The sequence below is a fragment of the Mesorhizobium sp. L48C026A00 genome, from assembly GCF_000502375.1.
In the GTDB taxonomy this organism is placed as follows: domain Bacteria; phylum Pseudomonadota; class Alphaproteobacteria; order Rhizobiales; family Rhizobiaceae; genus Mesorhizobium; species Mesorhizobium muleiense.
The window spans coordinates 510,875-532,789 of the sequence record NZ_AYWU01000006.1 but is presented as its reverse complement, the minus strand read 5'-3'; the positions used below and the strand labels follow the sequence as shown (position 1 = coordinate 532,789).

Annotated in this window: 18 protein-coding genes and 1 pseudogene; 15 read left to right on the top strand and 4 right to left on the bottom strand. The window is 62.1% G+C overall.

What is annotated here, in order from left to right; translation table 11 throughout:
* Positions 1–57: 57 nt before the first annotated feature.
* Positions 58–687 carry a DUF1638 domain-containing protein gene (locus X738_RS56485; RefSeq protein WP_023798936.1) on the top strand — a complete coding sequence of 210 codons (630 nt, stop codon included), beginning with the start codon at positions 58–60 and terminating at the stop codon, positions 685–687.
* Between the two features lie 7 nt (positions 688–694).
* Here the strand turns inward: X738_RS56485 and X738_RS56480 are convergent, their stop codons facing one another.
* The gene (locus X738_RS56480) at positions 695–1,618 is read right to left on the bottom strand and encodes an NAD-dependent epimerase/dehydratase family protein (RefSeq protein ID WP_023798935.1); all 924 of its coding nucleotides are present in this window, start codon (positions 1,616–1,618) and stop codon (positions 695–697) included.
* A gap of 123 nt (positions 1,619–1,741) precedes the next feature.
* Between X738_RS56480 and X738_RS56475 the strand changes: the two genes are divergently transcribed.
* The 11 genes and pseudogenes from X738_RS56475 to X738_RS56425 all read left to right on the top strand — a co-directional run bounded on the left by X738_RS56475 (position 1,742) and on the right by X738_RS56425 (position 15,015).
* Positions 1,742–2,314 (top strand): DUF4893 domain-containing protein, encoded by a 573-nt coding sequence (locus X738_RS56475; RefSeq protein WP_023798934.1) that lies wholly within the window; start codon positions 1,742–1,744, stop codon positions 2,312–2,314.
* Positions 2,315–2,715: 401 nt separating this feature from the next.
* Positions 2,716–6,123, top strand: a complete 3,408-nt coding sequence (locus X738_RS56470) for an AAA family ATPase (RefSeq protein WP_023798933.1) — start codon at positions 2,716–2,718, stop codon at positions 6,121–6,123.
* A gap of 50 nt (positions 6,124–6,173) precedes the next feature.
* The gene (locus tag X738_RS56465; RefSeq protein WP_084833689.1) at positions 6,174–6,710 is read left to right on the top strand and encodes a nuclear transport factor 2 family protein; all 537 of its coding nucleotides are present in this window, start codon (positions 6,174–6,176) and stop codon (positions 6,708–6,710) included.
* A gap of 410 nt (positions 6,711–7,120) precedes the next feature.
* A complete protein-coding gene (locus X738_RS56460) occupies positions 7,121–8,032 on the top strand; it encodes a fatty acid desaturase (RefSeq protein WP_245277645.1) in 912 nt (303 codons plus the stop codon).
* Positions 8,033–8,279: 247 nt separating this feature from the next.
* Complete coding sequence (locus X738_RS56455; protein ID WP_023798930.1) at positions 8,280–8,582, top strand: virulence factor; 303 nt, start codon at positions 8,280–8,282, stop codon at positions 8,580–8,582.
* Positions 8,575–9,174, top strand: a complete 600-nt coding sequence (locus X738_RS56450) for a methylenetetrahydrofolate reductase C-terminal domain-containing protein (RefSeq protein WP_023798929.1) — start codon at positions 8,575–8,577, stop codon at positions 9,172–9,174. The genes X738_RS56455 and X738_RS56450 overlap by 8 nt, the downstream gene beginning before the upstream one ends.
* A pseudogene (locus X738_RS56445) lies at positions 9,171–10,275 on the top strand (methylenetetrahydrofolate reductase). Before X738_RS56450 ends, X738_RS56445 begins: the two are co-directional and overlap by 4 nt.
* 78 nt (positions 10,276–10,353) lie before the next feature.
* Positions 10,354–11,328 (top strand): methyltetrahydrofolate cobalamin methyltransferase, encoded by a 975-nt coding sequence (locus X738_RS56440; protein WP_023798928.1) that lies wholly within the window; start codon positions 10,354–10,356, stop codon positions 11,326–11,328.
* The gene (locus tag X738_RS56435; protein ID WP_036269602.1) at positions 11,279–13,408 is read left to right on the top strand and encodes an ASKHA domain-containing protein; all 2,130 of its coding nucleotides are present in this window, start codon (positions 11,279–11,281) and stop codon (positions 13,406–13,408) included. The genes X738_RS56440 and X738_RS56435 overlap by 50 nt, the downstream gene beginning before the upstream one ends.
* 189 nt (positions 13,409–13,597) lie before the next feature.
* The gene (locus tag X738_RS56430; RefSeq protein WP_023798926.1) at positions 13,598–13,783 is read left to right on the top strand and encodes a hypothetical protein; all 186 of its coding nucleotides are present in this window, start codon (positions 13,598–13,600) and stop codon (positions 13,781–13,783) included.
* Between the two features lie 248 nt (positions 13,784–14,031).
* The gene (locus X738_RS56425; RefSeq protein WP_023798924.1) at positions 14,032–15,015 is read left to right on the top strand and encodes an alpha/beta hydrolase; all 984 of its coding nucleotides are present in this window, start codon (positions 14,032–14,034) and stop codon (positions 15,013–15,015) included.
* Between the two features lies 1 nt (position 15,016).
* Here the strand turns inward: X738_RS56425 and X738_RS56420 are convergent, their stop codons facing one another.
* Positions 15,017–15,916 carry a LysR substrate-binding domain-containing protein gene (locus X738_RS56420; RefSeq protein ID WP_023798923.1) on the bottom strand — a complete coding sequence of 300 codons (900 nt, stop codon included), beginning with the start codon at positions 15,914–15,916 and terminating at the stop codon, positions 15,017–15,019.
* Positions 15,917–16,123: 207 nt separating this feature from the next.
* On the opposite strand from X738_RS56420, the gene X738_RS56415 reads away from it, so the two are divergent.
* The 3 genes from X738_RS56415 to X738_RS56410 all read left to right on the top strand — a co-directional run bounded on the left by X738_RS56415 (position 16,124) and on the right by X738_RS56410 (position 18,074).
* The gene (locus X738_RS56415) at positions 16,124–16,312 is read left to right on the top strand and encodes a hypothetical protein (RefSeq protein ID WP_023798922.1); all 189 of its coding nucleotides are present in this window, start codon (positions 16,124–16,126) and stop codon (positions 16,310–16,312) included.
* Between the two features lie 324 nt (positions 16,313–16,636).
* Positions 16,637–16,783 carry a hypothetical protein gene (locus X738_RS82545; protein ID WP_198032808.1) on the top strand — a complete coding sequence of 49 codons (147 nt, stop codon included), beginning with the start codon at positions 16,637–16,639 and terminating at the stop codon, positions 16,781–16,783.
* Positions 16,784–17,135: 352 nt separating this feature from the next.
* Complete coding sequence (locus tag X738_RS56410) at positions 17,136–18,074, top strand: GlxA family transcriptional regulator (RefSeq protein ID WP_268931722.1); 939 nt, start codon at positions 17,136–17,138, stop codon at positions 18,072–18,074.
* 53 nt (positions 18,075–18,127) lie between these two features.
* On the opposite strand, the gene X738_RS56405 is transcribed toward X738_RS56410, so the two are convergent.
* On the bottom strand, positions 18,128–18,976 hold the full coding sequence (locus X738_RS56405; RefSeq protein WP_023798918.1) for a DUF1194 domain-containing protein: 849 nt from the start codon (positions 18,974–18,976) through the stop codon (positions 18,128–18,130).
* A gap of 239 nt (positions 18,977–19,215) precedes the next feature.
* On the bottom strand, positions 19,216–21,777 hold the full coding sequence (locus X738_RS56400; protein ID WP_023798917.1) for a GcvT family protein: 2,562 nt from the start codon (positions 21,775–21,777) through the stop codon (positions 19,216–19,218).
* Between the last annotated feature and the right edge of the window lie 138 nt (positions 21,778–21,915).

Sequence of the window (21,915 nt, the reverse complement as noted above, 5' to 3'; positions counted from 1 at the left end):
ATCTCCCTCAACAGATAGGTTCGTGGGACAGCAACGAAAATCGGTTAGACTGGTTCCATGAGCATTGCGCGAAAACTACAACCCGATCAAGGTGACAGGCTGCTTGTCATCGCCTGCGGGATGATTGCGCGCGAAGTTCTGGCCGTTAAGGAGCAGCTGGGGCTCGACCATCTCGACCTGACCTGCCTGCCGGCGGAGTTCCATTTCTACCCGGACCGCATCGCGCCGGCCATGGACAAGGCAATCGAGAAGGCCAAGGCGGACGGCTACACCAATATTTTCGTCGGCTATGCCGATTGCGGCACCGGCGGCCTGCTCGACCGCGTCTGCGAGAAGCATGGGGTCGAGCGCATGGCCGGTCCGCATTGCTTTGCCTTCTACCAGGGCATGGAAGCCTATGCGAAAATCGCCGGCGACGACATGATGTCGTTCTACATGACCGATTTCCTGTGCCGGCAGTTCGATGCCTTCTTCATGAAGCCGCTCGGCCTCGACAGGCATCCGGAGCTGATCAAGGACTATTTCGGCAATTACGAGAAGCTAGTCTATATCGCCCAGACCGACGATCCGGAACTCGACAAGGTCGCCGAGAAAGCCGCGAAAATGCTCGGCCTCGCCTATGAGCGCCGTTCCACCGGCTATGGCGACCTGACGACGGAGCTGGCCAGCGCCGCGGCACACGGCTGACGTTCGATCAGGCGCGGTCTTCTTCCACTGCAAGCCCGGCAAGCACAGCGGCAAAGCGCGTCTTGCAGACGAAGCCCAGCCTGTCCCGCGCCCGCGACGCGTCGTAGATACGGTCGATCGAGGAAAACATCGTCCAGCCTTTTCGCGCATAAAGCGCCGGAAACTCCGGAAAATAACGCGCCACGACTGGCGGCGCGTCAGCGATCAATGCCTCGCAATCATCAGGCCGGAACGGCGTTGGCGCCGAGATGATGAAGACGTCGAAGCCTAGCTGTGGAGCCTTCTCCAGCGCCGCGACATGGGCCTCGGCGGCATCTTCCACGGTCAGTCGGCGGAACAACAGCTCATTGGCCTTGGTGTTGGCGTCCGACTGCTCGATCGCATGCGCCATGTCGTCTGCCTCGGGAAAGAACCGGGCGGTGCGCAGCACGATCACCGGCAGTCCGGACTGGATGTGATAGAGGCGGCAAAGATGTTCGGCCGAGAGCTTGGTTACGCCGTAGATGTTGCGCGGCTCGGGCGACATGTCTTCCGTCAGCCAGGCGGCCTTGCGCGCACCGCCGGTGAGGCCGGCGCGTATGGCTTTCGAGATCATCAGCGAGGTCGTCGACGTGAAGACGAAGCGCTGAACGCCTGATACCACCGCCGCGTCGAGCAGGTTCAGGGTGCCGCGCACATTCGTCTCGATGAAATCCTCATTGCGTTGGTGTTCGATGTCAGGCTTGTGCAGCGCGCCGCTGTGGACGATCGCCTCGATGCGGTTTTCCCCGACCGTCCGCATCACCAGATCACGGTCGGCGACCGAGCCGATCATTTGCGTTTGCGCCGACGGGACCGGATCCAGCCCGATGACGTCATGGCCAAGGGCCCGCAGGCGCGGCGCTAGCGCGCTGCCCAGCCAGCCTGACGACCCCGTAAGCAAGATCCGCATCGGCAAAACCACGAGTTTTAAGCTGACCGCTGTTAAGCACGGATGACAGGCCGCCGCGAACCGGTAAGTTGTATGCCAAACGAGAAAACAGGCTGTTCCAGCCGTCGACCGGGAAACGCACCGATGATCGCTCGCCTCCTGATTGCCGCAGGCGTTTTCTGCTTCGCCCTGCCCGCGCTCGCCGATGGCGAGGTGCAGAAGCTGATCACGCCCGCCGACAAGGTGCGGCTCGACAAATATGCCGAGACGCGCAAGGCAGCCCTTGATGAAGCCAGGGCCGGCGACGACGCCGAGGTCAAGCAGCTCGACGCCTTGCTGGCAAAGCCGCTGGTCGCGTTTTCCGACAAGGACCTGGCCGGCAGCTGGCAGTGCCGCACCATCAAGGCCGGCGGACTGAGCCCGCTCGTCATCTATGGCTGGTTCAAGTGCAAGGTGAGCGACGATGGTTCGGGCTGGATGCTGGAAAAACGCACCGGTTCGCAGCGCACCAAGGGCCGTTTCTTCGACGACGGCGAAAAGCGCGCGATCTATCTCGGCTCGTTCTTTGTCAACAACGATCCCGCAAAACCCTATGGCGGCGGGCCGCAAGGCGACCAGGTCGGCTATGCCTTTCGCAACAGCGCCAACGAATGGCGCATCGAGTTCCCGGCCCCCTATTACGAATCGAAGCTCGACATCCTTGAATTCAAGCGCTGAGCCCGCTGTCCTGAGGCCGATCATCAGGGTTAACCCGGCGGTCCAAAGCGAACCCACGCGCTGGTGGTGAAGACCTGACGCTTGGTACCCACGAAGAAGGACGCGAGACGACCCCTTGCGGACCATCCCTGATGAGAGGTCAAGGGAACATCGTGACCCTTTCGCGACCTTGGCGCGGGCGTGGTTTAAGGACAGCTGTGGGGATCTGCCGTTCGTTCCAGCGATCTGAAATTCGGCAGGGTTCAAAGACCGGACGGTTGATCCGCCTACCTCGCTAACACGCCGGCCGCTAGAAGCCCGTCGGCCACAACTTCCATGACGTTGCATAGGACCCCAGTTGTGTAAGACTGCCGGACTGTTGCCGAAGGAGCCCTCCGGCGTCTCCACCGCGGAAGTGGGACATGGACATTGAGGAGTGGCTGCGCAGCTTAGGGCTGCAGCAATACGGCACGGCCTTTCGTAAGAACAACGTCGAGGCCGAAGTGCTCCTGCGGCTGACGGCCGAGGATCTCAAGGACATCGGCGTCAGTTCGGTAGGGCACCGCCGGAAGCTTCTGGAGGCTATTGCCGAGCTGCGGGAAAGTTCCTCTGCAATCTCAGCTGAAGGTGTCAAAGCCTTGACTCAAGTCGCCGAACTTGCGTCGGCACCGGCGTCCCCAACCGGTGCCGAGCGGCGGCAACTGACCGTGATGTTCGCTGATCTGGTCGGCTCCACCGCGATTTCGGCTCGGGTCGATCCCGAGGAGATGAGTGAGATCATCCGAGGCTACCAGAATTGTTGCGCAGGCGAGATTACCCGCTTCGAGGGACACATTGCGAAATTCATGGGCGATGGTGTGCTGGCATATTTCGGCTGGCCACGAGCGCATGAAGATGATGCCGAGCGGGCGGTGCGCGCAGGCTTGGCGGTTGCCAGTTCAGTGGCGCAACTGCGGGCGCCGGATGGCAAGCCGCTTGCGGGCCGGGTGGGGATCGCGACGGGTCTCGTGGTGGTCGGTGAGCTTGTCGGCGACAAGGAAGCGCGCGAGCGGGCGGTGGTCGGCGAGACGCCGACCTTGGCCTCGCGACTGCAGGACTTGGCCCGGCCGGGCAGCGTAATTGTCGCCGAGAGCACAAGACATCTGCTGGGCGATCTGTTCGAGTTGGAGGATCTGGGACCACAGGTTCTGAAGGGCTTCGAGACGGCCTTGAAAGCCTATTCCGTCAGAGGCGAGGGCCGGGCCGAAAGCCGCTTCGAGGCATTCCACACCGGCGCGCTGACGAAGCTCGTTGGCCGCGAGCAGGAGCTGGCTCTGCTTCTGGAACGCTGGTCGCGGGCGGAGGAAGGTGAAGGACAGGTGATCCTCCTCTCCGGGGAGCCGGGGATTGGCAAGTCGCGCATTGTGCGCGCCTTGCGCGAGCACTTGGCCAACGAATCGTACATCCCGCTCAGCAATTACTGCTCGCCGTACCACACCAACAGTGCGCTTTATCCGGTGGTCGGACTTTTGGAGCGGGCGGCGCATTTCGACCGTGATGACACCGCCGAGATGAAGCTCGATAAACTTGAAACTCTGCTCGCTCGGGGCGGCGAGCAGGACCGGGAGGCGGCGCAAGTACTGGCCGCTCTGCTTGCGATCCCAACCGAAACACGCTACCCGCCAATCGATCTGCCGCCACAGCGCATCAAGCAACGCACGCTGGAAATCTTGGTCGAGCAGCTCGCCGGCCTAGCCAAGCAGAAGCCTGTGTTGGCCGTATACGAGGATGTGCATTGGATCGACCCTTCGACACTAGAGCTGCTGGGCCTGGTAATTGAGCGGGTCCAGCGTCTGCCGGCACTGGTTCTGATCACCTTCCGGCCGGAATTCAGCCCACCCTGGACCAGCCATGCCCATGTGACCCAGCTCTCGCTTTCTCGTCTCACGCGACGGCACGGCGCAGCCGTGGCTCTCCGCGTCACCGGCGGCAAGGCGCTACCGCGCGAGGTTCTGGACCAGATCATGGCGCGAACTGACGGGGTTCCGCTATTCGTTGAGGAACTGACCAAGACAGTCCTGGAGTCAGGCCTTTTGCGGGACGTCGGCAATCATTTCGAGTTGACCGGAACTCTCCCGCCGCTGGCGATCCCGGCTACGCTGCACGACTCGCTAATGGCTCGCCTCGATCACCTGGCGCCGGTCAAGGAGGTGGCGCAGATCGGGGCTGTAATCGGCCGCGAATTCTCGCACGATCTGCTGGCCGCCGTGGCGCCGCATGACGAAGGCAAACTGCAGGACGCTTTGGCCCAGCTCTGCAGGTCCGAGCTGATCTATTGCCGCGGTGCGCCGCCGGAAGCGACCTACAGCTTCAAGCATGCGCTTGTGCAGGATGCGGCGTATTCCAGCCTTCTTAAAACTCGGCGGCAGCAGATGCACGCGCGCATCGCCGCGGCTCTCGAAGAGCGTGTGGCAGCGGGTTCCGAGGCTTTGCCGGAGATCATTGCCCATCACTGCACCGAGGCAGGCCTTATCGAGCGGGCAGTCAGCTATTGGTGGCAAGCCGCGCAATCGGCGATCCAGCGCTCTGCAATTTTGGAGTCGATCGCGCACCTGGAAAATGGGCTAAGACTTGTCCGCACGCTACCTGACACTCAGGAGCGCGTCCGCCTGGAGCTGGATATGCAGGTGGCGTTGGGCACCGCCTTTATGGCGGCCAAAGGTTGGTCGTCGCCGGCCACCGCAGCGGCGTTCGCGCGAGCCGAGGAGTTGTGCGAGCGAGTGGACGACATCACTCTGCGCAGCGTGGCCGACTACGGCCGGTATCTCGTCTACCTCCTGCGCGGTCAACTCGATGCTGCGCTGGCAACGACGACATCGATGCTGCGCAGGGCCGAATGCGACTGCGATCGGGCCACAATCATGATCGCACACCGGTGCGTCGGCATCACGTCGGTGCACCGGGGAGATTTTGATGCCGGACGCAAGCATATGGAGGCGTCGTTGGCGCTGTACGATCCGAACGAGCACGCTGCGCTTGCCTATCGATTCGCCTATGATCCCCGTATCGCAAACCTTTGCTATATCGCCCACGCGCTGCTGCACCTCGGTTATCCCGATCAAGCATTCGAGAAATACACCGAGTTGTTACAGGCTATAAGACACCACCGGCACAGCCCATCCGCGGCGTTCGGCCTGTTCCAATCGGCCCTGTTTTGCACTTATTCGAGAGATCTCGGCGCGTATAAGCGCGACAGCAACTTTGGTGCGGATGAGGCCATTGTCGATGAACTGATCTCAATCAGTACGGAGCACGGTTTCTCACTTTGGCGTACAGCAGGGGTCATTCTCAAGGGTTGGGTTCTGATCCAGGCGGGTGAGTCGGATAGCGGTCTTGCTCAAATGCGTGACGGCATAGTCGAATGGCGTGGGCACGACGCTAAGCTTTTTGTGCCACGCTGGCTGCTCATGCTCGCCAGCGCCCTCAGCAGGCTTGGCAACCCACGCGCGGCACTCGACAGGATCGAGGAAGGGCTCGCATTGATCACCGAGACCAACGAGCGGTGGAACGAGACTGAGTTGCACCTCCGGAAGGGCGAACTGCTCCTGGACTTGAAGGCGGACGAGAAGGCCGAGGCTTCCTTCCTGCACGCGCTTACCGTGGCCCAACATCAACGCGCCAAGCTTTGGGAGCTGCGAGCCGCCACATCTCTTGCCCGACTCTGGGTCCAGGGAAGCGAGCGGCAAAGGGCCCACGACCTTCTCGCACCGGTTTGCGGCTGGTTCACAGAGGGCTTCGCGACGCCGGACATCAAGGAAGCGAGGACGTTCCTCGATCTAGTAGAATCCTGATCTGCCGTTTTTGACAATCTGCTGCAGTCAACAATCTCAGGGAGGAGACGATGACGTTCCATTCACTCAGGACACGGGAAAAATTACACCCAGCTCGGATTTCGGCGGCGGTGCTGATCGCAATCACCTTGTCTGCCTTCGCGGTCGCTGCGGCGGAAGCGGCAAATGCAGCGGAAGCGGCAAAGAAATTCTTCGACGCTTACCGTGATCGGAAGGTAGACGCCATGACCACTCTTTTTACCGAGAATGCCACGTTCGTCTACGTGCCTTTCGGTGACGCTGGTTCCGGCAATGTCCTCAAAGATGGCGTGCCGGTCTGGCGGACGCTGATCGATGCTTTCCCTGACCTGCGCAACGAGGTTAGCGCAATCTGGGAGGACAAGAGCGGTGACGTTGCCTTCGTGGATGTTCACATCGGCGGAAAGCAGACTAAGGACGCGTTTGGAATCACGAACAAAGGCAAGGAGTATTGGTTGCGCCATCTGTTCATTCTGGAAACTAACGAGGAAGGCCGGATCATCAAGATCACGAGCTTTTGGGACAACGCTACTTGGTACACTCAGCTCGGCAAGACCAGCCTAGAGTGATCGCGAGTCGCGCTCTATTGCGCTCGAATGAGCCACATAACGACCCCGGCCGAAACGGCGCGATTCATCCAACCCCAGGAAGCCGCGCCGGGTCGCTCGTCCCGAAGTAGCGCGTCAAGTCCAATCACGATTTCGCAAGTGAGACCACGAAGGTCTGATGTGGTGCTGCCTGTGCGTTCCAATCGGCGACACGGAAGGCAGTTAACCGCCCATCGATGCAATTCGATTTGGGTATCAACCGTCAGATTTTCACGACTAGCACTATGTCTTTGCGGGCGCCGCGCCGCGGCCTGCCTTGGAAACAATGGTACCATCCGACGATCTGTCTATTTCTGGACCGGCGCAAAAACCGGCGTCTGGCAACGAGCGCCGATTTACCGGACAGCGCCCTGGCGATAAGCTTGGCCGTTATGAGCGAAATCGACCACCGCACCATCATCGCCAGCCTTTCGGTCCATGATCGTCGCGACCTCACCGCCAAACTGGACAGGCCTGGCATTGTCCGGCTGGCCGTTCACTGCGGGCTGGTTGTCGTGCTGGGTGCGCTGATCGCCGCCCGCATCCCGTTCTGGCCGGTTCTCGTGCTGCCGCAGGGGATCCTGATCGTCTTTTTCTTCACGCTGTTGCACGAGACGATCCACGAAACGGCCTTCAGGACGCCGTGGCTCAATCGCGCCATCGCCGCCGTGACCGGCTTCCTGATCCTGCTGCCGCCGGCATGGTTCCGTTATTTCCATTTCGCGCACCATCGCCACACGCACGATCCGGACAACGACCCCGAACTGATGGCTCCGAAACCGGAGACCATCGGCCAGTATGTGCGCTATCTCTCCGGGATCCCCTATTGGAGCGGCATGGCGCGCGTGATCGTCGTCAACGCCGCCGGCCGCAACCGCGACGGCTTCGTGCCGGAAAAAGGCCGCGACAAGGTGACGTCGCAAGCGCGTTGGTTCCTGTTCGTCTATGCAGTGCTGCTGGCGGCCTCGCTGGCCGTGCAGTCGGCGCTTCTGCTGTGGGTGTGGATCGTGCCGGTGCTCGTCGGCCAGCCCTTCTTGCGGGCCTATCTGTTAGCCGAGCACGCGCTCTGCCCGCATGTCGCCAACATGCTCGAAAACACCCGCACCACCTTTACCACAAGGCTGGTACGCTTCGTGGCGTGGAACATGCCTTACCACTCCGAGCACCATTCTTATCCGGCCGTTCCCTTTCACCGCCTGCCGCGTTTCCACCAAATTGTCGCCGAACATCTGCGCACGACCGAGCGAGGCTATATCCGCTTCCACAGGAAGCTTGTCGGCAGCTTCGATCGTCGCGCCGGCTGATCAAAACCAGGCCAAGCATCGAATATTTTCGCGTTTCCGTTGCGGCTGCCAATTGCGTCGCTTTTGAATGCGCGCGCGTCGTCCCATAACAAGCAGCCCGACAGCGCTTCCGGCAATGCTCGCACTCACTACAGCGCCGCGCGTCCTATTGGACGCGCAATGGACGCTGTAGCACTTTAAGTCGGCGCATGATCCTTTCCAAATTCGATGCCGATTTTCGGGGTCATGCGCGAGGAGTAGGAAATTCATGGCCGATCTGATCGTCGTCTACTGGCGCGACATCCCCGCCCAGGTCATCGTCAAGAAGGGCCGGCAGAACGCCAAGCGCGAACTGCCGCTGCGCTTTACCGAGGCGATCGACATGTGCGCGATGCGCACCGGCGCCGGCGGCACCGACGACTACCTTGCCGAATGGCGCAAGGCCGATCCCGTGTCGGTCAGCGACGATCTTGAAGGCGAGGTGGAAAAAGCCTTTCAGGACATCGACGCGAAATACGACCGCGAGCGACTGGTCGCTCTGGTCAAGGCGGGCGGAAAAGAAGATGTCTGAAACCACCCCGGCGATTACCCAGGCCACTCTGGTCAAGAAGGCAGCGCCGAAATCCGACTACAAGCCGGCCGACGTGTCGCCGCAGCGGCGCGTGCAGCGCTCCTTCGCTGTCAGGCTGTGGTCCGTCCGCCACTCGCGACTGCTCGAATGGTTCTACGCCAGGTTCTCCGACATGTTTTTGCTCCTCCATCCGCTGTGGAAGCGCATCGGTTACGGCCGCGTCGAAGGTCCGATCAAATTCGTCGAAAAACGCGTCAAGGGTTTTATGTTCGACTGCCGCATGTGCGGCCAGTGCGTCCTTTCTTCTACCGGCATGTCGTGCCCGATGAATTGCCCCAAGCAATTGCGCAACGGCCCTTGCGGCGGTGTGCGCGCCAACGGCAATTGCGAGGTCGAGCCTGATATGCCGTGCGTCTGGGTCAAGGCCTGGGAAGGTTCACGCAATATGGTGCATGGCGACAAGATCCTCGACGTGCAGAAGCCGGTCGACCAGTCGCTGCGCGAGACCTCGGCATGGCTGCGGGTGACCGCGCAGGCCGCCGCCGCCCGCGAAGCCGCGCGCCACGTTCCAAAACCTGGGGCACCGGCATGATCGGCCGCCAGCCCGACGAGAACCCGGCCGGCATCCATCTGCCGCTCGACCCCCTGCCCGGCCACACCTCGCGCGGCCGGCTGGAGCGCGTCCTGAGGCGCGGCGAATTCGCGGTGACCACCGAGCTNGACCACCGAGCTCAACCCGCCCGACAGCGCCGATCCGGAAGACGTCTACAACCGCGCCAAAATCTTCGACGGCTGGGTCGACGCCATCAACGCCGTCGACGCCTCGGGCGCCAACTGCCACATGTCGTCGGTCGGCATCTGTGCGCTGCTGACCCGCATGGGTTATGCCCCGATCATGCAGATCGCCTGCCGCGACAGGAACCGCATCGCCATCCAGGGCGACGTGCTGGGCGGGGCGGCGATGGGCGTCGCCAACATGCTGTGCCTGACCGGCGACGGCGTGCAGGCCGGCGACCAGCCAGGCGCCAAGCCGGTATTCGATCTCGACTGCATGTCACTGCTGGAAACCTGCCGCATCATGCGCGACAACGGCAAGTTCCTGTCCGGCCGCAAGCTGACGACGCCGCCGCAGCTTTTCCTCGGCGCGGCGATCAACCCTTTCGCGCCGCCGATCGATTTCCGCCCCTACCGGCTGGGCAAGAAAATCGCCGCCGGCGCGCAATTCGTGCAGAGCCAGTACTGCTTCGACGTGCCGATGTTCCGCACCTACATGCAGCAGGTCCGCGATCTCGGTTTTACGGAAAAATGCTTCATCCTGTGCGGCGTCGGACCGCTGGCCTCGGCCAAGACCGCCAAATGGATCCGCTCAAATGTGCCGGGCATTCATATCCCCGATTCGATCGTCAAGCGGCTGGAAGGCGCCCAGGACCAGAAGAAGGAAGGCAAGCAGCTCTGCATCGATATCATCAACGAGGTGAAAGAAATTCCCGGCGTCTGCGGCGTCCATGTGATGGCCTATCGCCAGGAGGAATATGTCGCCGAGATCGTCGATGAATCGGGCGTGCTGAAGGGGCGCCAGCCCTGGAAACGCGAAATCCGCCGCGACGATCAGCTCGTCGCCGACCGGCTCGACCACATTTTGCACGACGAGATCACCGAAACGCAGGTCGACATGGTCAAGACCGCGCATTGATAGCGCGGACGCCACCATTCGCTTGATCGAAAACAGAAACGATATAAAGAAGTCTTTATATCACGAGGGAGAGATTGCATGACCCGGACGATCGTCGCCTCGGCGACACGAGAAATCATCATCGGCTTCGACCAGCCCTTCTGCGTGATCGGTGAGCGCATCAATCCAACCGGGCGCAAGAAGCTCGCGGCCGAGATGATCGCAGGCAATTTCGATACCGTCATCAGGGACGCGCTGGAACAGGCCGCCTGCGGCGCGACCATGCTCGACGTCAATGCCGGCGTCACCTCGGTCAACCCGAACGAGACCGAACCCGGCCTGCTGGTGCAGACGCTGGAGATCGTGCAGGGGCTGGTCGACCTGCCGCTGTCGATCGACAGTTCGGTGACCGCGGCGATCGAGGCGGCGCTCAGGGTCGCCAAGGGCCGGCCGCTGGTCAACTCCGTCACCGGCGAGGAAGAAAAGCTCGAAGCCATCCTGCCGCTGGTCAAGAAATACAATGTCCCGGTGGTTGCCATCTCCAACGACGAGACAGGCATTTCGATGGATCCGGATGTGCGCTTCGCCGTAGCCAAGAAGATCGTCGAGCGCTGCGCCGATTTCGGCATTCCGGCGCATGACGTGGTCGTCGACCCGCTGGTCATGCCGATCGGCGCGCTCGGCGACGCCGGCCGCCAGGTCTTTGCCCTGCTGCGCCGGCTGCGTGAAGAGCTCAAGGTAAACACCACTTGCGGCCTGTCAAACATCTCGTTCGGCCTGCCGCACCGCCACGGCATCAATGCTGCCTTCATCCCGATGGTGATCGGCGCCGGCATGACCTCGGCGATCATGAACCCGGTGCGTCCGCAAGAGATGGAAGCGGTGCGCGGCGCCAATGTGCTGAACGGCACCGACGAGAACTGCACCAACTGGATCAGGACCTACAAGGACTACAAGCCGGCCGAAGGCGGCCAGGCGATCGCGGCGCCCACGCAAGTCAATGCGCCGGGCGAAGGTAATGGCAATGGCGGTCGCCGGCGCGGGGGTCGTGAAGCCCGTATGGCCCGAGGATAAGCGCGCAATCGTGAACTCTCCTGCCAACATCACCGATCCACTCGTGCTGTTCATGCCGTCCGGCAAGCGCGGGCGGTTTCCGGTCGGCACGCCGGTGCTCGATGCCGCACGCCAGCTCGGCGTCTATGTCGAGAGCGTGTGCGGTGGACGCGCCACCTGCGGGCGCTGCCAGGTCGAGGTGCAGGAAGGCAATTTCGCCAAGCACAAGATCGTCTCTTCCAACGACCACATCTCGCCCAAGGGCGCCAAGGAGGAACGCTACGAACGCGTGCGCGGCCTTCCCGAACGGCGCCGCCTGTCCTGCTCGGCGCAGATCCTGGGCGATCTCGTCGTGGATGTGCCGCAGGACACGGTCATCAACGCCCAGACCATTCGCAAGGATGCCGACACCAGGGTCATTGCCCGCGATTCGGCAATCCACATGTGCTATGTCGAGATCGAAGAGCCCGACATGCACAATCCATCAGGCGATCTCGATCGCCTGAAGATCGCGCTGATGAAGGACTGGGGGCTCAACAGCCTCGATTTCGATTTCCATCTGCTGCCGCAGGTGCAAGTCATCCTGCGCAAAGGCAACTGGACCGCGACCGCCGCCATCCACAAGGATGCCGACAGCGAGACCGCGCGGGTCATCTCGTTGTGGCCCGGCCTCAAGAACGAGGCCTACGGGCTTGCCTGCGATATCGGCTCGACCACCATCGCCATGCATCTGGTGTCGCTGCTGTCGGGCCGCGTCGCCGCCTCGTCAGGCACGTCGAACCCGCAGATCCGCTTCGGCGAGGATCTGATGAGCCGCGTTTCCTATGTGATGATGAACCCGGACGGCCGCGAAGGCATGACGGTCGCGGTGCGCGAGGCGATCTCGGGCCTCGTCGACAAGGTTTGCGCGGAAGGCAACGTCCAGCGCAACGACATCCTGGATTGCGTCTTCGTCGGCAATCCGATCATGCACCATTTGTTCCTCGGCATCGACCCGACCGAACTCGGCGGCGCGCCCTTCGCGCTGGCTGTCTCGGGCGCCGTGCACATCAAGGCGTCGGATATCGGCCTGAAGCTCAACCAGGGCGCTAGGCTCTACATGCTGCCTTGCATCGCCGGCCATGTCGGCGCCGACGCGGCTGCGGTGACGCTGTCGGAAGGCCCGCACCGCCAGGACGAGATGATGCTGATCGTCGATGTCGGCACCAATGCCGAGATCGTGCTCGGCAATCGCAAGCGCGTCGTGGCGGCCTCGTCGCCCACCGGTCCGGCCTTCGAGGGCGCGGAAATCTCCGGCGGCCAGCGCGCTGCGCCCGGCGCCATCGAGCGCGTCCGCATCGATCCCGACACGCTGGAGCCGAAATACCGCGTCATCGGCTCGGAACTGTGGTCCGACGAGCCCGGCTTCCTCGACAGCGTCCAGGCAACCGGCGTCACCGGCATCTGCGGCTCCGGCATCATCGAGGTGGTCGCCGAGATGTACCTGGCCGGCATCATCTCCGAGGACGGCGTCGTCGACGGTGGGCTCTGCGCCCGCTCGCCGCGCGTCACCGCCAGTGGCCGCACCTTCTCCTACGTGCTGAAGGAGGGTGAGCCGAGGATCACCATCACCCAGACCGACGTGCGCGCCATCCAGCTCGCCAAGGCAGCACTCTATGCCGGCACCAAGCTGTTGATGGAAAAGCAGCACACCGATCATGTCGACCGCATCCACTTCGCCGGCGCCTTCGGCTCCTTCATCGATCCGAAATACGCCATGGTGCTGGGACTGATCCCCGACTGCGATCTCGACAAGGTCTCGGCCGTCGGCAACGCCGCCGGTGCCGGTGCGCGCATGGCGCTGCTCAATCGCGGCTATCGCCGCGAGATCGAGGAAACGGTGAGCCGGATCGAGAAGATCGAGACGGCGCTGGAGCCGAGATTCCAGGAGCATTTCGTCTATGCCATGGCGCTGCCGAACAAGATCGACCCGTTCCCAAAACTATCGGCGGCGGTGAAGCTGCCGCCGCGCAAGACCGTGAGCGAGGACGGCATTGCCGGCGATGCCGCCCCACGGCGTCGTTCGCGCGAAGGCCACGCCGCCCGGCGCGGCCGGGGGTAGCATCCCGCTGCTAAAAGCTGCACTCACCCTCATTCTCATTTGCATGCATATGTTTCCGGATCAGCCCAAACAGAAACAAGGCGCTGTTTTCGCGAAATCCACCCGATACACACGCGGCGCATTTAACCGGCATCGAACGGCAGGCAGGAAATAACTTTCAGCCGCCGCAGCACTCCAAGGGAGATGAAGATGTCGATGTTCGAAAGCCTCGGCCGCTTTGGTACGGCCATCAAGCATGCGCACAACAGGAACAGATCGGTCCGGGCCATGAACAGCCTGCCGCCCGAAATTCAGAAGGATATCGGCTGGCCCGTGTCGCCGCGCAACGACCCGCAGGTCACCTTCTCGGCCCTGCTTTTGGGTTCGGCGCGCTGATGACCTTCGCCGACAAATGCAAGCTGCTGGCCAAGCGCCGGAACCGTCATCCGGCTCCGGCAGCAAGCGACCGTCGGCTGCGCGCCGTACTGCTGCCCAGGCGCTGAGCGATGCTGCGCTGGCCTTGATTGCCAGCCAGATCACAGGGCCGTGTTGAGACCGCGCAAATCTTGACATTCTGGGCGAAGGCACGATCTTCGATTGCGAGGGGTTCTCTTAGTCGGCTCAGCCGAAGTCCGTGTGTCCGCATGCCCAGTATCAAAAGCCACGTCGTTTCCTTCGTGCTCAGGTATAGCCGCAAGAAAGCCTTTTCCAGCCCGGAAAACCTGCAGCGCTGGATCGCCTACGCCCGCAAGACGGAGAACCATCAGCCGCCCGCATCGCTGCATCAGCGTTTCGAGATCGCGACGCGCAGCGTGGACGGCTTTCCCGTGTACGAGATCGCGCCGAAGACCGGCGAGCGAAAGCGGATCCTCTACCTGCATGGCGGCGCCTATGTCTTTCAAATCACGTCTTATCACTGGGGACTGATCGCCGATATGGCCGACCGGCTGGGCTTCGGCATCACCGTGCCGATCTACCCCATTGCTCCCGAACACGATTTCCACGCCATGTTCGGCATGGTCGGCGAGGTCTACCGTCAGATGCTCGACGAAACGGAAGCGCAGGACATCGTCTTCATTGGCGATTCCGCCGGCGGCAACATGGCCGTGGTGCTGACCATGATGGCCGCGGAAGCCGACCTGCCATTGCCGTCGCGCCATGTGCTGATTTCGCCCGGGCTCGATCTGTCGCTCGCCAACCCCGAAGTGTTCGAGGCGGAACGCTACGATCCGTGGCTGGGAATTCCTGGCGGGCTGGAGGCAGTCCGGCTCTACAGTGCCGGCATAGATCCCAGCGACTGGCGCATCAGTCCGCTTTACGGTGACCTCTCGGTGTTGCCGAAAACGCTGCTTTTGACCGGTTCGCGCGACATGCTGACCCCCGACAATCTGATCTTCGCGCAAAAGGCCCGTGCCGCCGGTGTCGCGATAGAGGTTGTGCACGAGCAAGGCATGTTCCATGCTTGGCCGCTGATCGACATGCCAGAAGCGCGGCGCGCGCGGGACAGCATCGTGACGTTTTTAGCCAGCGACACCGAAAGCTATCATGCCAAGGCCGGCGAATTGGCACTGCAAAGGACAGGTCGTGAAGTCCCCACTCACAACCTGTCTACGCCGTCGAAGTCCTGAATCAAAACTTTCCGGTTTCTTTGAACACTTCGAAGGTCGCGCGGATGTGATCGGCAACGGCTTTCACTGGCGCGCTGGCGTCCGGCGCCACGACCATGGCCAGATTGTAGGTGCCGATATCGGGCATGCCGTCCTTCGGGCAAAGCTCGACCATGTCGCTGCCGAGGAACGATTTCGGCAGCGGCGCCACCGCGAGGTCGGACATGATTGCGGCGCGCTGGCCGGCGGTGTGCGCACTCATATAGGCGACGCGGTAGTTGCGGCCCTCACGCCCAAGCGCTTCGAGCGCCCCGGCCCGCCAGGCGCAGCCCTCTTCCCACAATGACACCGGCAGCGGTTCGCGCAGATGCGCGCAGCCGCCCTTGGCGCCGGCCCAGACGATCGGTTCGGTGAGCAGCACTTCGGCGCCGAGCGCGCTGGTCTTGTATGAATTGGTGAGAAGCGTGATGTCGAGCGCCCGGTCGTCCATGCGCCGACGCAGATTAACGCTCTGGTCGATGGTCACGTCGACGGCGATCGAAGGATGCGACTGTGCAAAACGCTTCAGCACGTGCGGCAGCACGCGCTCGCCATAGTCGTCGGGCGAGCCGAGCCGCACCACCCCGACAATGTCGGGGATGATGAACTTCGACACCACCTCGCGGTTGATCGACAACAGCCGGCGGGCGTAGCCGAGCAGCATCTCGCCATCCGTGGTCAGCGTCACCGAGCGCGCGTCGCGCGCAAACACCGAGCGGCCGAGAATGTCCTCCAGCTTCTTGATCTGCATGGAGACGGCCGACGGCGTGCGGAAGACGGCACTGGCAGCGGTGGTGAAACTGCCGGTCTCGGCGATCGCCACGAAGGTGCGCAAGACGTCGAGATCGAGCAGCGGCAACGGATGATTGAGTGGGGCGTTCATCGGGATCGACCTTCAATTTTTCTGATGCAAACTATCATTCCATTTCGTTTGATTGAACATCACTTTGGGAGGATAGTCAACTCCATCGAAGGCAGACGGCGATTACACGGATCTGCAATCGACGCGAAATGAAGCTGAAACAAACCGGATGTAGCGCTTGGTGCGCCGAGCGACCGGCACCCGACCCAACCCTAAAGGAGAATTGAAATGTCTGTCCTGTCATCCATCGGCCGCATCGCGACCGAATTCAGCGCGGCCCGCGCCCGCTACCAGACCGAACGCGCCATCCGCTCTCTGCCGATCGAACTGCAGAAGGATATCGGCTGGCCTGAAGCCGCCGACACCAAGACCGGCACTCGACACGGCGTTGGATCCTGGGCTGGCGGAGCAAAATAGATCGTGTGTATCAAAAGCTGAAGGCCTGCCGCACAGACCATGTCCGGCAGGCCTTTTTATTTGTTGATCAAATGTTCATTTAGAGCCATGTCGCCGTTGCATGACGCATATGAATACGCCGCATAGCAGCGGGATTCCTGCCTAACGCCTTGTACATATTCACAAATCTTGGGCAGACTGCCCAAACTTATCGCATGCCATGTCGCTTTTCATGTCAAGTGCTTCGCTTTTGTGATTTAGTTTCCCTTCACGTAAGCCTATATCAGCGCCAGCCAACGAGCTGCCCCACTCCATCACGCGAAGGCGACCCGTCTGAGCAACCGAATGGAGATGATGATGAAGCTTTTTGCCCGCCTTTTTGCTCGCCGTGAAATGAGCCTGACGACCGCGCTCGAGCGCCAGCGCCTTGCCAACACCATGCCGGGCCAGACCGGCGCCGTGGCCGCCGCACGCCTCGGCTTCGTCGCCTGATCTGCCAAGCTCGCAAGCGGCGCTCGCTGCTGCTGCTTCGAAGTTGATCACAGCGCCGCTTCGGTTTGCCGAGGCGGCGTTGCTTGGTCATGCCCCGACCACACGCGGCAAATGCTTAATCCGGCAGCATGTCGGGTCCGTCATCGCATAGCGATTGCCCATTTGCGACCCATGTCGCAAATAAAGTCTTTTCGTTGCCGCCTAGCCGATTGACAAGAAAGATTTTTCCTGATGTCGCTATGCTGATCGCGACATCCTGTTCGCGCCATTGCAGCGTGAGGGTTACCCTGTGAACGTCGTAAATCATCCGATCAGGCGATCGTTTGTATTCTTCCTGGTCCCCGATTTCACCATGATCGCCTTTGCAACGGCGCTCGATCCGTTGCGCTCGGCCAACCGGATGCTCGGCTACGAAGCCTACCGCTGGCGGCTCGCCAGCATCGACGGCAAGCCGGTGCGCGCCTCGAACGGCGTCGAATGCGCCGTCGACACCTCGCTGGAGGACGAACGCAAGAAGATGTCCGGCTCCGAACGGCCGAACATGGCGGTCGTTTGCAGCGGCATCAATGTCGAGCGCTACCAGAACAAATCGGCCTTCGCCTGGCTGCGCGAGGAATACAATCGCGGCGTCGCCATCGGCGGCCTGTGCACTGGCGCTCATATACTGGCCGCCGCCGGCCTGTTGTCCAACAAGCGCTGCGCCATTCATTGGGAGAACCTGCCGGGCTTTTCCGAAGCGTTCCCGAAGGCCAATGTCTTTGCCGACCTCTTCGAGATCGACCAGAACATCTACACCTGCGCCGGCGGCACCGCGGCGCTCGATATGATGCTGAAGCTGATCGGCGACGATTTCGACGACAATCTCGTTAACCGGGTCTGCGAGCAGGTCTTGACTGACCGCGTGCGCAGCCCGACCGATCGCCAGCGCCTGCCGCTGCGCGCACGCCTTGGCGTGCAGAACTCCAAGGTGCTGACCATCATCGAATTGATGGAAGCAAACCTGTCCGAGCCGCTGTCGTTGATCGAGATCGCCGACCATGTCGACCTGTCACGCCGGCAGATCGAGCGCCTGTTCCGCACCGAGATGGGACGATCCCCTGCCCGCTACTATCTGGAGATCCGCCTCGACCGGGCTCGGCACTTGCTGATCCAATCATCGCTGCCGGTGGTCGAAGTGGCGGTCGCTTGCGGCTTCGTCTCCGCCTCGCATTTCTCCAAATGCTACCGCGAGCTCTATGCGCGCTCGCCGCAGCAGGAGCGCGTCGATCGCAAGCAGTTGCTGGCCGCGTAGACAAGGCAAGGCAATATTTTGCACGCGTACCTCTGGCGGATGGCGATGGAAGTCTAGCGGGTGTCGAACATCCAGCTTCGGTCGCGCCACATTTTCTCGCCGACCAGGCAGTCGGTGGCCGGCTTGTCCTGCGCCAGCACCACCGGCGGATGCGCCGCTTCTTCCGCCGCCCATTGCGGTGAGGCAGGCCCGGCAAGCTCAAGCACCAGCTTGCGGCGGATCGCTTCGGGAAACTGCGTCCACTCGTTGACCGGGATCATGAACGCGCCGGGCCCGCCGATGACGCAGTCTGTGTAATAGCGGTCGAGATAGTTGACGTCGTAGACGCTGGTGAAGCCGCCCCGGGTCATCAGCGGCAGGCCGTTGATGGTAATGCCTTGCCTGACCAGTTCGTCACGGATGATGTCGACGGGGGCACCTTGATTGTTGGGGCCATCGCCTGAAATGTCGATGACGCGCTTGACGCCCTGAAAGCCGCTCTCGGCGAAGAGATCGCTGCTGAATTGCAAGGCACCGGAAATCGAGGTGCGCCGCGCGCTGTTGGGCGCATGGGCGGAGAGTTGCTCGACCACCCGCTCGGCGTCGGCACGATTGGCGATCACCGTCCACGGCACGATGATGTGCTGCCAGGTCGTGCCGGCCCATTCGACATAGGTGACGGCAATCTTGCCGTAGGCGCCGTCGGCGATGGCCTGCAGTACCGTGTCATGCGTCAGTGCCGCGACATAGCCGCGACGCTGGATTTCGAGTTCGGCCGGCGACATCGACAGCGAAACGTCGACCGCCAGCACCAGTTCGACGTCAACGGGATCGGCAGCGCGGGATTCCGGCGCCTGGACGAACGTCAGCGCCAGCGCGGCGGCGCCTGAGAGGAGATGTCCTGCGCGGGGAAAAGCAGACATGCCGCAAGGTAAGCGAAAATCGTCGCGCCACAAAGCGAAAAGCCTAGCCCCGGGCTAATGCATGTCGTCCAAAAGCATGCCCTCGGGCTTGAACCAAGGATGCGCAGCGGGTTTGGGCAACGACTTGCATAAAAACGAGAACTTAAGGCGCTGCCGCATGACCCCACAAAACGTGACGCGCCTTAAGTCCTTGCATTCACATTTTTGCGAGTCCGCCCCTCACCTCTTTTGTGGGAGGCTCAGCTTCGTGGCTTGAGATTCTCCGGGTCGTAGAGCGGCCTGTAGCCGACGGCGGCCACTTCGACCGGGTATTTCTCGCCGAAATATTCGACATCCAGCTTGCGGCCCTCCTGGCAATACGTCCACGGCAGATAGGCGAGCGCAATGTTCTTGCCGATGGTCGGGCCGTAGGCGACCGAGGTCGTGAACGATCGGCGGCCGAGTTCATCGACCAGCGTTTCACCCGTTTGCGGGTCCATCACCGGCAGCGTGCCGACGGGATAACGGGCAACGCCGTTGGAATCGACATTATCCGTCATGACAAGTGTGCAGAGCATGGCCGGCTGATGCGCGCGGGCGCGATAGTCCAGATGCTTTGCCTTGCCACTGAAATCGGCCTCCTTGACCTTTGGGCGGGCAAGATCGGCCTCCAGCAGATTGTACTCGGTCAAAAGATCCGCATTCTGCAGGCGCAGGCTCTTCTCCATGCGGCGGCTGTTGGCATAGGTCTCGACGCCAAAAGCCATCACGCCGGTCGAACGCAAAGCATCCCATACGGCCAGGCCGTCTTCGTATCGCATGTGCAGTTCCCAGCCCTGCTCGCCGACATAGGAGATCCGGAAAGCGGTCACGTCCTTGCCGGCGATCCTGACAGGCTTGATCGCCGCAAAGGGGAAATTCTCCGGCGTCAGGCCGTCCGGGTCTTCCACGACCTTGCTCAATGTTGCCCGGGCGTTCGGACCCCAGATACCGACGGTCACGTATTTTTCGGTCACGTCGGTGATGGCGACATCGAACCCTTTGTCTTCTGCCGTCCGCCGCATGTAGTGGAAGTCGCGCGGACCGGCATCTGCGCCGTCGATGACACGGCAGCGGTCGGCCATGCGGATGACGGTCAGGTCGGCGCGCACCATGCCCTCATCGTCGAGGAAATGGGTGTAGATGCCTTTGCCGATATTGCCGTCGCCGCCGATCCTGGCCGCGCACAGCCACTCCATCAGCGCGACATGATCAGGGCCTTCCACGTCGTACATTGCGAAATGCGACAGGTTGACGATGCCGCAATCCTCGCTCATGGCGAGATGCTCGGCATTGGAGACGCGCCAGAAATGGCGGTTGTCCCACTCGTTTTCGCGCACCGGCACGCGGTTGCCATATTTCTCGAGCAGGTGCTCGTTGGCGGCATAGCCATGGGCGCGCTCCCAGCCGCCGAGTTCCATGAAATAGCCGCCGAGTTCCTTCTCGCGCTCCCAGAAGGGCGAGCGGCGCACGTCGCGAGCCTTGGAGAAGGGCTCGCGCGGATGGACGGCCGGATTGTAGACCTTCATCGCCGTTTCGGTGCAGCGGTCCCAGATGAACTGCTCTTGCGTCTGGTGCGGATAGAAGCGCGAATAGTCGATGGCGTGGTGGTCGATCGACGTCCGGCCGTCCGTCATCCAGTCGGCGATGAGCTTGCCCATGCCGGGGCCGTCCTTGACCCAGATCGCGACGGCATACCAAAGGCCCCGCACCTTCTGGCTCTCGCCCATGGAGGGGCCGCCGTCTGCCGTCACCTGCAGAAGCCCGTTGAAGGAATGGCTCTCATTGTAGCCCAGTTCGCCCAGGATCGGCGTCAGTTCCATGGCGCGCTCGAGCGGCGCCAGGATCTGTTCCATGTCGAGGTCGCGCTGCGAGGGCGATAGACGGGCCTGGTCCTTCTCCAGAAGGTCGCGCGGATGGCAAAGGCGCGGATTGGTCTCTTCGTAGTAGCCCCACTCGATCTGCCCGCCTTCGGCGGTCTTGGGATCGCCGGTGTCGCGCATGTAAGCCGAGTTGCCCTGGTCGCGCAGCAGCGGCCAGCCGATCTCCTTGCCGGTGCCGGCGAACTCGGTATAGGGCCCGAAGAAGGTGAGCGGATGGTCGATCGGCATGACCGGCAGGTCCTCACCCACCATTTCCGCGATCAGCCGGCCCCAGATACCGGCGCAAACGATCACGTAGTCGGCTTCGATGGTGCCGCGATCGGTCACCACGCCCTTGATGCGACCGTTCTCCACGACGAGCGACCTGGCCGGCGTGTTGGCGAAGGATTTGAGTTTTCCGGAGGCTTCCGCCTGGTCGACCAGCTTGCCGGCGACCGTTTGCGAGCGCGGGATGACAAGACCGGCATCAGGATCCCACAGGCCGCCCTGCACCATCTCTTCTTCGATCAGCGGGAATTTCTGCTTGATCTCGGCCGGCTCGATCAGGCGGGCACGCGTTCCGAAAGCCTTTGCCGAGGCGATCTTGCGCTTGATCTCCGCCATGCGATCGTCGTCGCCGACGCGGGCAACCTCGAGGCCGCCGATACGGGCGTAGTGACCCATCTTTTCGTAAAAATCGATGGAGTAGAGCGTCGTCCAGCAGGACAGGAAATCATGGCTGGTGGTGTAGCAGAAGTCGGAGGCGTGCGCTGTCGAGCCGATATCGGTCGGGATCCCCGACTTGTCGATGCCGACGATGTCGTCCCATCCGCGCTCGATCAGGTGATGGGCGACCGACGCGCCGACGATACCGCCCAGCCCGACGATGACGACCTTCGCCTTTTCCGGAAATCCTGCCATTGCCCGCGACTCCAAAGTGGTAAAGCGGGCACCGGCGCCCGTTGATCGGCGCACAATATGCAGGCGCCAGCCGCCGTGCTACCGCCTGTTTGCGACACGCTGCAGATGCGACGCGACCCGAAAGATCAGCTGCTTTCG